10 protein-coding genes are annotated in these 14,464 nt (G+C 65.2%); 4 read left to right on the top strand and 6 right to left on the bottom strand.

Features of this window, described 5'->3' with window-relative positions; all coding sequences use genetic code 11:
* The first annotated feature begins 9 nt into the window (after positions 1-9).
* The gene (locus ACYVF5_RS00320) at positions 10-210 is read left to right on the top strand and encodes an HNH endonuclease (RefSeq protein ID WP_460942924.1); all 201 of its coding nucleotides are present in this window, start codon (positions 10-12) and stop codon (positions 208-210) included.
* A gap of 253 nt (positions 211-463) precedes the next feature.
* Here the strand turns inward: ACYVF5_RS00320 and pip are convergent, their stop codons facing one another.
* Entirely contained in the window at positions 464-1,438 is a 975-nt protein-coding gene (gene pip / locus ACYVF5_RS00325) for a prolyl aminopeptidase (protein WP_460942140.1), read from the bottom strand.
* Positions 1,439-1,858: 420 nt separating this feature from the next.
* On the opposite strand from pip, the gene ACYVF5_RS00330 reads away from it, so the two are divergent.
* On the top strand, positions 1,859-2,854 hold the full coding sequence (locus tag ACYVF5_RS00330) for a TRM11 family SAM-dependent methyltransferase (RefSeq protein WP_460942142.1): 996 nt from the start codon (positions 1,859-1,861) through the stop codon (positions 2,852-2,854).
* A 121-nt stretch (positions 2,855-2,975) separates the two neighbouring features.
* Here ACYVF5_RS00330 and ACYVF5_RS00335 read toward each other — a convergent pair whose 3' ends face one another.
* From ACYVF5_RS00335 to ACYVF5_RS00345, 3 genes are read right to left on the bottom strand one after another with little or no spacing between them, the layout of a single operon-like run.
* The gene (locus ACYVF5_RS00335) at positions 2,976-4,727 is read right to left on the bottom strand and encodes an ABC transporter ATP-binding protein (RefSeq protein WP_460942144.1); all 1,752 of its coding nucleotides are present in this window, start codon (positions 4,725-4,727) and stop codon (positions 2,976-2,978) included.
* Positions 4,708-6,711 carry an ABC transporter ATP-binding protein gene (locus ACYVF5_RS00340; protein WP_460942146.1) on the bottom strand — a complete coding sequence of 668 codons (2,004 nt, stop codon included), beginning with the start codon at positions 6,709-6,711 and terminating at the stop codon, positions 4,708-4,710. The genes ACYVF5_RS00335 and ACYVF5_RS00340 overlap by 20 nt, the downstream gene beginning before the upstream one ends.
* Positions 6,708-9,305 carry a glycoside hydrolase family 38 N-terminal domain-containing protein gene (locus ACYVF5_RS00345; RefSeq protein ID WP_460942148.1) on the bottom strand — a complete coding sequence of 866 codons (2,598 nt, stop codon included), beginning with the start codon at positions 9,303-9,305 and terminating at the stop codon, positions 6,708-6,710. The genes ACYVF5_RS00340 and ACYVF5_RS00345 overlap by 4 nt, the downstream gene beginning before the upstream one ends.
* Positions 9,306-9,545: 240 nt before the next feature.
* On the opposite strand from ACYVF5_RS00345, the gene ACYVF5_RS00350 reads away from it, so the two are divergent.
* Positions 9,546-10,913, top strand: a complete 1,368-nt coding sequence (locus ACYVF5_RS00350; protein WP_460942150.1) for an ABC transporter substrate-binding protein — start codon at positions 9,546-9,548, stop codon at positions 10,911-10,913.
* A gap of 326 nt (positions 10,914-11,239) precedes the next feature.
* Here ACYVF5_RS00350 and ACYVF5_RS00355 read toward each other — a convergent pair whose 3' ends face one another.
* Positions 11,240-12,196, bottom strand: coding sequence for a carbohydrate ABC transporter permease (locus ACYVF5_RS00355; RefSeq protein WP_460942152.1), 957 nt, complete (start codon positions 12,194-12,196; stop codon positions 11,240-11,242).
* Entirely contained in the window at positions 12,196-13,170 is a 975-nt protein-coding gene (locus ACYVF5_RS00360) for a carbohydrate ABC transporter permease (RefSeq protein WP_460942154.1), read from the bottom strand. The genes ACYVF5_RS00355 and ACYVF5_RS00360 overlap by 1 nt, the downstream gene beginning before the upstream one ends.
* 253 nt (positions 13,171-13,423) lie before the next feature.
* On the opposite strand from ACYVF5_RS00360, the gene ACYVF5_RS00365 reads away from it, so the two are divergent.
* Positions 13,424-14,461, top strand: coding sequence for a LacI family DNA-binding transcriptional regulator (locus ACYVF5_RS00365; RefSeq protein WP_460942156.1), 1,038 nt, complete (start codon positions 13,424-13,426; stop codon positions 14,459-14,461).
* Positions 14,462-14,464 lie beyond the last annotated feature (3 nt).

The following is a 14,464-nucleotide window of genomic DNA, read 5'->3' on the forward strand; positions in this document are numbered from 1 at the left end:
GGCTGCAACATCCCCGCACACCTACTCGAAGCACACCACGTCCTCGAATGGTCCCAAAACGGCACCACAGCCGTCAGCAACGGAGTCATGGTCTGCTACCGAGACCACCAACTCCTCAGCACCAACCAATGGAACATCCACTTCACACACGGGAAACCCCGGATGGTCGGGCCAGCCTGGCTCAACCGCAAACACTACCTCCACCGATAAAACCCCGGCGCAGCGGGAGGTGCCGACAAGCTCGACCACCGAGGGTGCGCTCGACCGGTAGGAGGCCTCGACACGCTCGACCACCGATGCACCAGTGGTTGAGCAGACCCGACCGAGCGCAGCGACACCGGACCATGTCGAACCCCCTCATCGACAGCGACTTTGACACACGACGGTCTCGACTCGACCACCGAAGTGGGATTGACCCGCGGGAGGTCTCGACAGGCTCGACCATCGGAGGGAGAGGGCCTGCTCAACCACCGGGCGGGGTCTGGCCAACAGATGTGCTGGTCGGTCTCGAAAAGTCAGCGACAGCATCCTTCACCGCGGTGAACATCGCGGTGCCGTGGTGCCCTTCGTCCTCCACAACGATCAGTTTGCTGGCGGGCCAGGCCTTGTGAAGTTCCCAGGGAACCGAGAGGGTCGAGCTGACATCCAAGCGACCGTGTATGAGTGCGGCAGGAATGTGCATGATGCGATCCACGGCTCCGAGTATGCCGGGCGGATCGATGAATGCGGCGTGTTTCCAGTAATGGATCACCAGGGTCGCCAGCAGCAACCGCATCTGAGGATCCTCGAAACGCGGATCGGGTCTACGACACGGATCGAGAGAAACGTGAACGTCTTCCCAGTCGCACCAGGCTCGAGCGGCAGCCTCACGAACCGTGACGTCTGGATCGGTGATCCTCTTGTAATAGGCATCGAGAAGCCGCTCACCTTCGCGCGCACCAGAGGCCAGCGCGAACGCCTCCCACTCGCGGGGGAACAGTCGGCGCAGGTCCTGCGTGATCCACTCGACTTCGGACTGACTGGTCGTCGTCACCGCGCCGAGCACAAGCTCGGTCACCCGGTCAGCATGCGCCTCGGCATACGCCAGAGCGAGCGTCGCCCCCCATGAGAGGCCGACGATCAGCCACCCCTCAACTCCCAGATGCTCGCGCAGCGCTTCGAGATCGCGAATGATCGCCTGGGTGGTGTTGGTGTGGAGACGTGTCGGATCGTCGCTCGCGAGGGGCCGGCTGCGCCCACATCCACGTTGGTCCAATGAGACCACCATGTATTCCGCCGGGTTGAAGTAGGTGCGGTGATGGGTGCCGATCCCAGAGCCGGGGCCACCGTGAAGAAACACTGCCGGCTTCCCTTCGGGGTTTCCCCAGCGTTCCCAATAGATCTCGTTCAGGTGATCAACAGCGAGACGACCACTCGTGAACGGGACTTCCGCAGACATCCGAACAGCCTATGCCGCAACCTGTGGGCCTCCAAGCATCCGTGGCCCGACCCCGGTGCGAGCCGAGAGCGAAATGACGGCCACACCCACGGCGGCTCAGATCGGATCACCTCGATCGTGCGCGGTGTCACCTCCTTAACCGCCTGAACGGCCTCGGCACATCAACACACCAACACACCAGCACCAGCACCAGCACCAGCAGACCAGCGACGCGATACCGTGGAGCCATGACAACAACGTTCTTCTCGCTCGGCTAGCGCTCCGCTAGCCACCCCACTGAGGCACATTGCCCGCGGCTAGCGATGCGGGAGCGGCTACCCGGCAGCTCCCGAACGCTGACCGGAAGAACTTGTTATGCCCACTTCGCGCAGTATTGCTGTGCCCGCCTTCCAACCGCTCACACCCAGCACAAGAATCGTTGTGAGAACAACAACAGGCCTGGAACGGCTCCTCGCGTCTGAACTCGCGGAGTCGGGCCACTCCGTGGATGAGCTGTCAAAACGCCAACTCGTTGTCTGCCCCGCCGACGAATCGATCCTGACCGACCCTCCGCAGTTGGCAGACGATCTCTTCATCGAAACAGCCGGTGTTCCCGATCCAGGCGGTCACCAGGCCTCCCTCGCCCGAGCCGTTGAGACCTTGGCCACCCCGACGGTGCACCCCGCCCACCAACTCGCGACGCGAACGCTGGCGGTGTCGGCGTCATTCACAGGGCGACGCAACTACTCCCGCTTCGACATAGAGGATGCCGTCGGCAATCACCTCTCGCACCACGGTGCCGGCGAATACTTCTCGAGACGCGGCGATGTAACGCCGCCGCGCGGATCACAGCAGTGGCGGGTCACACTGGACGGGAGGATGATGCGCGTCGGTGTTCGACCGTTTGCCACTCCCCTTCACCGGCGGCCGTGGCGCCGGTGCACCGTGCTCGGGAGCATCCATCCGCCGGTCGCCGCAGCAATGGGACGTCTGGCGAGAATCGAGAACAGCTGCACAGTACTCGACCCATGCTGCGGAGCCGGCACGGTCGTGGTGGAAGCGTACGGGCTGAACTCCGCGGCCACCTATATCGGTGGTGACATCGAGCCGGAAGCCATCGCGATCGCCGCGGAGAACAGCGTTGGCTTGCCCGTCCAGTGGTACGTCGGAGACGCGGGAGACCTGGGCCTCCCTTCGGGGAGCGTCGACCGCATCGTGACGAATCCGCCCTGGGGAGTGCGCCGACAGGCAGTCGATCTCACCGGGCTCCTGACCGAGTGGCGCAGAGTGTTGCGATCTGACGGACTGCTCGTCGTGCTGTTGAACGAGGCACAGCACAGAGCACTGTCGGCGCACCCCGGTTGGAAGGTCACGACCGTCTATCCCGTAAGCATTGCGGGCCAACATGTTCGCATCATCCTGGCGCGTTCCTGCTGAGCGAGAACGGCACTGGCGTGCCTCCTCGCGCGTTCGCCGGTGCGACCTCGCCGGGGCAGTCGTTCGCGCGGGAGTCGGCGCTGTGGGCAATCCCGCGCGAAGTGGTCGAGCAGACATCTCCTCAGGAATGCCCGCTGCCCTCGTGATGCCACGAGGTCCAGAGAGCCGAGTATTCACCGCCCGCAGCCACAAGCGCATCATGCGGACCGATCTCGGCAATGCGCCCGTTCTGCACAACAGCCACCCGGTCGGCATCGTGCGCCGTGTGCAGACGGTGGGCGATCGCGACAACGGTTCGGCCCTCGAGCACACGACTCATCGCGCTCTCGAGTTCGCGGGCAGCGTTCGGGTCGAGCAACGATGTCGCCTCATCAAGGATGAGGGTGTGCGGGTCGAGCAGCACCAGCCTGGCCAAAGCCACCTGCTGCGCCTGCGCCGGAGTGAGCACCACACCTCCCGACCCGACCTTCGTCTTGACGCCGGAGGGCATCGAGCGAACCCAGCCAAGGGCATCCACCACGTCGAGCGCGCTCTCGAGCGCCGCCGTGTCTGCGCCGGGGGATGCCAGTCGCAGGTTGTCTGCGATGGTCCCGACGAACACATGGTGCTCCTGTGTGACCAGGGCGACATGGCTTCTGAGCTCTTCGAGGGGCAGCTCGGTCAGAGGCACTCCGCCCACGGTCACCGAACCGTCCGTCGGCCCGTTGATGCCGGCGAGCAGGCGCCCGAGCGTCGACTTGCCCGACCCCGACGGCCCGACGATCGCGAGGCGCTCGCCGATGTCGAGGTCGAGGGTGATGCCGTGCAGCACCTCGATGCCCCGCCGGTAGGAGAATCGCACATCGCGCGCGACGAGTTTCTCGCCAGCAGGTTTTCCGTCTCCCGGTTCGCGGTCCGGGGGAACGTCGGCCACACCGATGATCCTCGACAGGGCGGTTGTGCCGACCTGGATCTCGTCCATCCAGCGAATCAGCTCGCCGATCGGCCCCACCAGCTGCATGGCATAGAGCGCGATGGTCGTGACGGCGCCGATGGTGGCCGCCCCCGTCGAGGCAAGGTACGCCCCCCATGCGACGATGGCAACAACAGGGAGCAGGAACGACATGTCTGTCGAGGGAAACCAGACACTGCGCAAGCCGAGGGTGTATCGCTCTGAGTTTCGCCTCTCGAGAAGTGCACGGTCGATCTTGGCCCGCTGTGTCTGGGCGAGGCTCAGTGCCTCGATCGTTCTCGCCCCCTCGACGGTCTCGCTGATCGTGCCGGCGAGGCGGGCATACGACGCGAGCTGCCGCTGGTATCCGGGGCCCGAGCGCTTGAGATACCAGCGCGTCGTGACGATGAGCAGCGGCACACCGATGAACAGGGCCGGCGCCACCGCCGCATTGGTGATGAACGCCGCGACCACGGTCAACAGTGCAGTGACGCCTGCCACGAGAATGCGTGGCACGCCGAACCGCACTGTCGCCTGCACACTCTCGATGTCGTTCGTCGTGCGGGCGAGAAGGTCGCCTGTTCCCGCTCGCTCGACGGTCGAGAGGGGAAGCCGGCCCACTGTCCGCATGAACTCCTCCCTGAGCGCCGCGAACACGTCTTCACCCAGGATCATCGCCTGACGCTGGGCGAATCGCAGGACGAGGGCCTGCAGGGTGACAGCGCCGACGAGGATCAGCGCCATCAGGTGAATGGTGAGCATGGTGGCGTCGCCCGAGTCGAGAGCGTCGATGATGCGACCGATCAGCCACGGACCGACCAGGCCGAACAGCGCGGCCGCGGTGTGCAGAACGAGCACAACAGCAAGCGAGCGCCTGTGCTGGGCGATCAGGCGGAGCGCGGTCGCCCTGACAGCGGCGGTACTAGCGATCGGCAGGAGCATCCTGATCCCCTTGTTCGTCGGTGACGGAATCGCCAGGCTGCACGGGGCCGGCCTGCGTCGCAGCGGGCTGCACGACGATCGCGCCGGTCTCGACCGCCTCTGTCCACAGAGCGTCGATCGATCCGGTCGCCGCGGCATCCAGATCGGCTGGCTCCACCGGTTCTGCTGTGCTCGTCGTTCGTGCGACGACCGAGCGATAGAGATCGCCGACCCCGTCATCCCTGCGCAGCAGCTCGGAGTGCGTGCCGTGCCCGACGACACGACCGGTTCGCATCACCTGCACGTCGTCCATGTGCTCGAGAAGAAGCGGGCTGGCCGAGACCACAACCGTTGTGCGCCCGGCCCTCGCCTTGCGCAACCGTCGGGCGATCAGCGCCTCTGTGTGTGCGTCGACAGCGCTTGTCGGCTCGATGAGCACAAGCACCTCGGCGTCTGTGATGAGGGCGCGTGCCAGGCTCAACCGCTGCCGCTGACCGCCGGAGAACGAGCGTCCGCGCTCTGGGATGTCCTCTTTCAGCCCCTCTGGCAGCGCGTCGACGGTCTCTGTCGCGGCCGCGGCCGACAGCGCAGAGCTCACGCGCCTGATTCGCCCGGTGTGCGTCGACTCTCGCTGTGGCTCCCTCACGCTCAGCACGTCGAGGCCCTCGATGAGGCTTCCGCCGAAGAGATGAGGCGACGCGTCGCTCACCACGATCCGCTTGCGGATGTCTGCGACCGGCACCTGCGTGTGGGGGATTCCGCCCCAGAGCACCGGAGCTTCGCGGTGTGCTGTGTCGTCGAAGCGCCCGAGCCCCGTCGCCACCGCGGCCGCCGCATCTGGATCGCTGTCGACGATCGCCGTGAAGCGGCCGGGCCTCACCACGAGCCCAGAGGCGACGTCGACGATCTCGGCACCCGTAGGGGGAGCCTTCTCGGTCTGCTGGATGTCTTGGGCGGCCGGTTGGATCTTCAGCACGTCGAGGATCCGCCTGGCGGCGACCACCCCGCGCGTGAAGACCTGTGCGGCTTCAACACCCGTGCCGATGGGGATGGTGAGGAACACCGCATAGCCGTAGAACGCGACGAGTTCGCCGGCCGTGATCGAGCCGTCCAGCACCAGCCTCGCACCGAACCACACGATGAACGCCAGAAAGAGCCCGGGCAGGAACACCTGGAGACCGTCGAGCCACGACTGCAGTTTCGCCACTCGGACGCCGGCTTTGCGCACCTTCTGCGAGCGTGACGCGTATCGGGCAACGAACTCGTCTTCGCCGCCGATGCCGCGCAGAACCCGAAGCCCGGCCACCGTGTCGGCACCGAGGGTCGTGAGCAGACCGGTCTGGTGACGCCAGTCGGCCTGCCGCTTCTGCAAGGGCCTGATCAATCCGGCGAGCACCAGGCCGAGCGCGGGCACGCCGATGAGCACGGTGAGCCCCAATGGAACCGAGCTGACGAGCATGATCGCAGAGACCACCAGATAGGCGATGATGCCACCTACCAGCCGGCCGACGACGTCGTACATCTGCCCGAGGCGCAGCGCGTCAGACGACACCGTCGCCACGATCTCCCCGGACGCCGTTGTCGCGGTGATCGCGTGCCCGGTGTCCGCTGAATGATGGCCGATCACTCTCGAGACGCCGAGAGACGAACGCAGCCAGTTCGACACCGCCATACGGTGCCGGAACATGCCGGACACCGCCTGAACGACCGCCACGCCGAACAGCGCGAGACACCACATCCAGACGACGGCCACACCGCCGTCGATCCCCTCATCGATCGCTCGCCCGAGCAGATAGGGCCAGACGGCCTGGCACAGCATCCAGACGACGCCGAAGACGACACCGAGAATCAGGGTCTTGGGCTGGCGGGCGGCCTGCCACAGCAGAAACCGGGGGATGGAGTGCACGGGCGGGCGCTCCACGCTGCCGCCGATCGGCATCGACGTGAGCCCGGCGCCGTCGTCGGCCGGGCTCTTCCCACCGCCCGCCTGACTGTTGTCGGTCATCCGTGTGTTCGACGCACGATCAGGTCACGCGTTGTGTATCCCTCGATCACGACGTCGCCCCCTCCCTCACTCTCGATGGGCACCTCGTCAGAGATAGCGCCGTCGTTCCACCGCACGCGCACGGTCTGGTGCGATGGTCCGACATTCCTCAGCCTGACCCTTACGCCGCCATCGCCCAAGGGGCGGAGTTCGGCGATGACGTCACCCTGCTGGTCGATGCTCAACCCGCTGGAGCCGTCGAGCCGAACCGGGCCGTTGTATTGGCGCGCCTGCAGGGGTTCAGCCAGGTCGCGCCCGAACCGCCTGACCTGCTGCCTGGTCACGCCGGCTCGTTGTGGGGCGAACCGGTAGCGAAAGGTGCGGCTGATCTGCTGACGGGCCTGAAAATTGGTGAAGTGCAGGTTGTTGGCGACCCAGCTGTTGATCTGACCACCGCTCACCTCGAGCTCACGAGCCCACTTTCCGGTGTGAAACCCGCCCACCTGCACAAGCGGCGCGTCGAAGCTTCCCCAGAGGATGCCGCCGTCCGCACTGTTCACGGCCGCCGCGTGCTGGATCGAGTACCAGTCCTTGCTCGTGTCCTGGATCTGCTCTGTGCCTGCCGCATACACCGCCCCTGCCGTCTCGAGCAGGAACTCGGGGTCCGTCGCCGCGAAGGGAAACGCCACGAAGATGCTCTCGGGCCCGAAGACCTCTGGCTTGTCGATGTGCACGTCGAGATCGATCAGGTCGCTGTCGTGATAGAGAACAAGCGTCGAGTGAACGGCGATGCCTGTGTTGACGCCACCGTGCCCGTGCCCGGATTCTGGATAGTGACCGGTCCAACTGATCTGCACACCGGCATCCGTCTGCTCGATGGCCGGCTCCGCCCTGTCGACGGCGATGTGGTGTTCGAAGACCGGACCGAGGTGGTCCGGGTGAAAGTCCTTGGGGTTCCGTGTGACCATCGGATGCTCACTGCCCGGTTCGACGGCCTCGGTCACGACGGCGCCGAGACCGTGTGTCCGCTGCCTGTCGACCAGCTCGCGGCCGCTCGAGCTGTCGATGATCGACACAACACCCCCGCGCAGGGGGTCGACGGTGACCCGATAGCGCTCTGTGCTGATCTCACGGCCGGGGCCGGCTGATACCGGTGGCGGCGGAACCTCGGCGAATGCGGTGCCGAAGGCGGGAGCGGTCACGAGCATGCGGGCGCGGCGGGCGCCGTCGATCTCGACAGACACGGGCTCGGTCCGTTCGCGCTCGCTGAGGTTGGCGACGAGAACCCCGTCGCGCCGATCGTCGTCGCGGTCGCCCGTGTCGCTGCCATCACTCCCGCTGCCATCGCTCGCGTTCCCGCTCGCGACCAGCCGGAAGATTCCCTCGATCGCGAGGTCGCGAGCGTGATCGAACGCGTTGTAGGCGAAACCGGCCTTGGCGTTCCAGTGCGAGTGGCTGAACGTCGAGTGCGGCTTCGAATAGGTTTCCCACGAGCCCCAGGTGTGTTCACCGAAGAGCAGGAGCTGCTCGTCGACCCGTGCGAGATCGGCGACGACCTCGGCGTCGGAACGCAGGCGCGCCGGGCCACGGCGATAGCCGAGCACCGTTGCGAGCGCCGGATCGCCGTCGCCGCGCAGGGCGGTCAGAGCGAAGCCGGACTGTGCGGCGCGGGCGAAGCTTCGCGCCTCACGATAGACGGCCACCTCGCGCGCCGTCGAGCCGTGTCCATGCGACCACCAGTCCGACCACTCACCGCTCACAACGGGGATGTCAGCGGCCTCTGCCTGCTCCTGCAGCAGGTCGAGCGCCGCGTCGATCGTGGTGGTGCGCATCCGCACGTCCGGATGCCGCGCGTTCCAGTGGTCGACCACGTCCAGGAACGCGGCCGTCGGCCAGCGGTTGTCGTTGCCCGCGTGCACGAGAGCAGTGTCGTACGGATAGTCGTCTCGGGCCTCGAGCTGCTCGACGAACGCAGCGATGTTGCGTTCGGCGGCTGTGACGTCGCCGTCGACGATGCCCCACTCCTCGCCGTATCCGTAGTGGGTGGACAACCAGGTGAACAGACGGCTGCCGTCCTGACCCTGCCACCAGAACCCGGTCGGCTGGGGGAACGGGGCGCGACCGTGGTCGGGATTGAGGGCCATCACCAGACGACGGATGCCCGCACGCTGCATGCCGGGAACAGCACCCCAGGCGATGCCATTGACGTCACCGTGCTGCTCTGTCGAGACCGAGATGCCGGCATCGCTGAGCACACGAAGTGCGTCGTACGATCCGTCGAACTCCGATTCAGACGGCAGTTGCGTCATGTTGAGATACCCGCCGGTCACCGAGATCCGACCCTCGGCCACTCGCCGCCGCAGCCGTTCGACGTCTTCTGGCGCGGAGTGGGTGACGAAATTGATCACCGGGCGCGCGACCTCGAAGGTCCAGCGGAAGACAGCGGCATCCCCCGGCGCGCTCGTGGCCCCTTGGTGTCCATCATCGCGATCGCAGAGGTCGAGCACTTCTGAAACCAGGCGTTCGTGCATACGGTCGATGATGCGGGGGCTGTTGGTGTACCCGACATCGTGGTGGGTGTGGCCGAGAAGCAGGAGGTGTCGAATGCGCGGCATGGGTTCCTCGTTCCATATGGCATCGTTGCCACATTGAGCCTAGCGACTGCTCCATTCTCATCACAAGACTCAATAACGGTTCGGACACGGAACACGGTCCGGTGGGCCGTATGCCCTTGTTTTCGTGTGTTGGGCTGGGTTACCGTGCAATGTGGAAAGGATTCCAGTTTTTTCGGGTCTCCGGCTTTCCTGGTCGCCGGCAACGATGCCGCGACCATCGTCTTCGAAAGGGATTGACAGATGAAGAAGAGGCAGAAGGCGCTCCTCGCGATTGCCGCGACGGCATCCGTGGCCGCGCTCACCGCCTGTGGCGGAGGTGGCGCAGACAACGCAGACGTTTCATACACAGACACCCCATCGGGCACCCTCAACGCCTGGGGGTTCGACAACGCAGACGAGGTCGGCACGTCGAGACTCGACTATGCGGCCCAACAGCTGTCCGACGTCGAGATCGAGATCGACCAGACCGGTTTCGACGCGCAGAAGTTCACCACGCGTGTGGCAAGCGGCAACGTGCCAGACGTCGTTCAGATGGACCGCAGGTTCGTCACAACCTATGCCGCACAGGGGCTCATCTTGCCCCTCGACGAGTGCTACTCGGCGCACGACGCAGATCCGGCGGACCTCTATTACGAATCGGTCGTCGACGACATCACGTATGAGGACCAGATCTGGGCGGTGCCGCAGTTCTACCAGCCACCGGCGATCATGCTCAACAAGCGTGTGATGGATGCCGCAGGGGTGACGGCAGACCAGATCGACACCTCGAAGCCAGACGTGCTGATCGAGGCGATCGGCAAGATGTACCAGGAGAACGGCGGAAATCCCAGTGTGCTCGGGCTCGATCCGGTCGCCACGGGGCAGGGGGGACTCTGGGTGCTCGGGCTCGGCGGCCAGCTGATCGACGACGACGGCGCGCCGACTCTTGACGACGAGCGCAACACCGCCGCCCTCGACCTGCTCAAGCAGATCACGGATGCCCAGGGAGGCTACGCGAAGGTCAAGAGCTTCACAGACACCTTCGACACCTTCGGCGACAACAACCAGTTCGTGGCAGACCAGGTGGGTGCGCAGGTGAACGCCCAGTGGTACGTCAACGTGCTCACCCCGTACGTCGACCAGGTTCAGATCAGCGCCGTGCCGTTCAAGAACAGCGACGGTGAGCCGTTCGCGGTCGCCAGCGGCACCTCGTTCGTGATTCCTGCGGGGGCTGAGAACCCGGATGCCGCGTGCGCCTGGGCGTTGAACCTCACCTCGTACGACGCGTGGATGGAAGCTGGCGCAGCGAGGGCCGAGACGATCGAGAGCACTCCCGGGGCGATCAACACAGGTCTCTTCACCGGCTCGCCGGAGGCGGACGAGGCCATTCGGGCCGAGTACGTCACCGAGAGCGGCAACACCGGCTTCGACGAGGCGATCGCGACGTACTACGACGTCGTCGGTGAGGGTGTCTCGTTCGGGTCGTCCCCGGCCGGACAGGCCATCGAGGGCGAGCTGAACAACGCGATCTCGTCTGCGCTGCTCGGCGACAAGTCGAGCGAAGAGGCACTGGCAGACGCGCAGGCAGCGGCGATGCGCGCCTATGACAGCGCCGTGGCCGGACAGTAACAGAGCACAGAGACAGAGACAGAGACAGAGACAGAGACAGAGCAGCTTCAGTCATTCTGCTGCTCGCACGTGAGCGGGTGGCCCCTCAGGGCCGCCCGCTCTCTCGTTGCTCGAACCCGGTGGTCGAGCCCGCCGAGACGTCCGTCGACTGTTGCGCAGCCCTGAACCGTCGGGCAACCGCGCACACATCAGGCAGAGCTCGCCCGAACCGGTGCGCCACACACCGGCGGCGGCATCCGCTCGGCAAACGGCCCGAATAGAGCGCACCCGCAGCGGGTCCCCCTCGGCGCCGCCGGAACTGCACCCGAGGCCGGGGTGTCGGCGGCTCACCCCTTGCGGCCCTGGGTCGCGATCCCCTCGATGAAGTAGCGCTGGCCGAAGGCGAAGATGATCAGCATGGGCAGTGTCACCAGGAGGGCTGCCACCATCACGTACTGGTAGTCGCCGTGACCGCCGGCCGTCGGGCTGAACTTCGTCATCGCATACGAGATGCCGAGTGGTGCCGTGAAGTCGCTGACGCTGCCCGAGTTCAGGTAGATCAGGGCGGCCTGCAGGTTGTTCCAGCTCGCCTGGAACTCGAAGATGAACACGATGATGAACGAGGGGATCGACAGCGGCATGGCTATACGACGGAAGAGCCCCCAATAGCTCGCCCCGTCGATGCGGGCCGCCTCGAAGAGCTCTCTCGGCAGGCCGAGGAAGAACTGACGTTGCAAGAAGATGTAGAACGCCGAGCCGAACAGGTTCATGCCCCACAACGGAGCCCACGTGCCGATCAGGCCGAGCTCCTTCCAGATGAGGTACTGCGGCACCATGGTGACGGCGCCCGGCAGCATCATGGTGGCGAGCACGAGCCCGAACAGCAGGTTGCGCAACGGAAACGTGAAGTAGGCGAAACCGAACGCCACAACGGAACTCGACACGGCGACGGCGGTTGCGGCGAGCAACGCGATGGCGAGGCTGTTGAACATCCAGCTGAGGAGCGGCAGCTGATTCCACACCTCGAGGTAGTTCTCTGGAACGAGGGTCTTCGGAATCAGCGCATTGTCGAAGACCTGCCCCCTCGGCTTCAGGCTGGCCGCGAGCAGCCACGCGAACGGATACATGAACAGCAGGGAGAAACCCACGAGCACGATCCACAGGATCACCTTGCCGATGATGCTCTTCGGCTTGTACCAGCGGTCGGAGCGCCCTGGTCTGCCCGGCGAGCCGGTGATGAGCTGTTCACCGATCACCTGCGCCTTGAGGCCTGTTGCTGCCGCAGAGGATTCACCGACCGACATCAGTCCCTGCTCCCTTCGTAATAGACGAAACGATTGGCGAACTTCATCTGGATGAACGTGATAATCATGATGATGACGAAGAGCAACCACGCCATCGCCGCAGCGAAGCCGAAGTTGAACTGCCTGAACGCCTGCTGGAACAGGTAGACCGCGTAGAAGAGCGACGACTCAGGCGATGCGTTCGACTGATCCCGCCAGAACAGCAGGTATGCCTGGTCGAAGATCTGGATCGCCGCGATCGTGAGAACGATCACGTTGAAGAAGATCGCGCTCGAGATCATCGGAACGGTGATCGTGAAGAACTGTCTCACGGGGCCTGCGCCATCGAGCGACGCGACCTCATAGAGATCCCGCGGCACGTTCTTCAGTGCGGCCAAGAAGATGATCATCGTGCCACTCACGGTCCAGAGCGTCATAAGCACAATCGACGGCTTCACCCAGGCGGGGTCGAGGAGCCACTGCGGGCCCTGGATGCCGAAGAACCCGAGGGCCTCGTTGATCGCTCCGTTGTTGCCGTTGAGCAACAGCAGAAAAACGGATGCCGTCGCGACGGTCGGCGTCATCTTCGGCAGGTAATAGACGGTCCTGAAGAACCCGGCGCCCGTGCCAACGCGATTGAGGAGCATCGCCAGAAAGAGCGCGAAGAGGATTTCGAGCGGCACGGCCATCAGGGCGAACACGAGTGTGTTGCTCAGCGCCAGCATCACCTTGGGATCGTCGAACAACAGTGCGTAGTTGTCGAAGCCGACGGGCGTCGCCGTGTTGGTGGCGAGGTTGTAGTTGCTGAACGAGATGACGAGGCTGTACACCATGGCCCCGAGGGTGAAGACCAGGAACCCGACGATCCACGGTGCGATGAACAGGTACCCGGCTATGGCCTCACGTTTGTTGTATGTGACCGCGTGCGGCTTTCGTCTTCGTGACGTGCGGTCTGCCCGTGTGGCCTTCGCTTCGCGCCGTGCTTCAGTCGTCATCGCACCCCTCCACCGAGCGTCGCCCCCGTCGCCGACCGGTGGTGCGTCGTCGCCCCGGGAAGTGTCGCTCGTCATTGAGATGTGGCATCGTTACCACATACTGGACTATAGGACGCGATCGCCACCAGGGCAAGGGCAGAGACCCGGCGTGCCGCGTCCGTCATCCCTGAACACGCATGCGCGCTAGTCTGGTGGGGTTCGAAAGTGGGTACGTTCCCGCGTCGACGCCCGTGCCCGGCTACGAGGGAGACACATGAGCCAGAGCGTTTCACCCTCTCTTCCGCCGCGCCGCGCCACGCTCAAAGACGTCGCCCGTGCCGCGGGCGTGTCGCAGTCGACGACCTCGCGTGCCCTGAGCGGCGAGGGATACGTCGCCTCGGCAGTCAGACAGCGTGTGCTCACGGCGGCTGACGAGCTCGGTTACGTGCCTCACGCGATGGCCCGCAGCCTGCGCAAGCAGGTGACCCAGTCCATCGGCGTGATCGTCTCAGACCTTCGCAATCCGTTCTACGCCGAACTCGCGGCCGGTGTGTCGAGCCGTGCACGGAGCAAGGGCTACACCATGATGCTCGTCGACGACGAGGGCATTGCAGAAGAAGAGCTCGCCGCCGCCGAGGCGTTCGTCGGAACGCGGACCGCCGGGGTGATCGTGACGCCCCTCTCTGCAGACGTGTCCACCTATCTGCTGAAGCACCACATCCCCGTGGTCGAGGTCGACAGACAGTTCTCTGCAGGCAAGTGCGACGGAGTCGTCGTCGACAACGAGAAGATCGCCCGGCAGGTCACCGACCACCTGGTCGCGCTCGGGCACCGTCGCATCGCGCTCGTCATCGACGAGACGAACTGGACGACGGGCAGCGAACGGTTCTCCGGCTATCAGAGATCGCTCGACGACGCCGGCATCACCGCGGATCCCTCACTCGTCGTCACGGCTGGATGGGATGTCGACGCGGCTCGCAATGCCGCCGTCAACGCTCTCGCCCGCCGCGATCCGCCGACAGCTGTCTTCGCGGCCAACAACCTGCTCGCAGAGGGCGTGTGGCGGGCGGCGAACGACCTCGGCCTGCGCATTCCGCACGACATCAGCGTCGTCTCGTTCGACGACGCCAGGTGGATGACCATGGTGAGTCCCGGCATCACCGCTGTGGTTCAGGATGCCGCCAAGCTGGGCGAGACCGCCATGGATCGGCTGCTCGAACGCATCGACGAGCCCCACGCTCCGCCGACGACAGTCGTGCTTGATTCCCAGTTCGTCCCCAGGCGCTCCACGGCCGGCCCGCGCCGGCCCTGAGGA

This window comes from Okibacterium endophyticum (genome assembly GCF_054780075.1).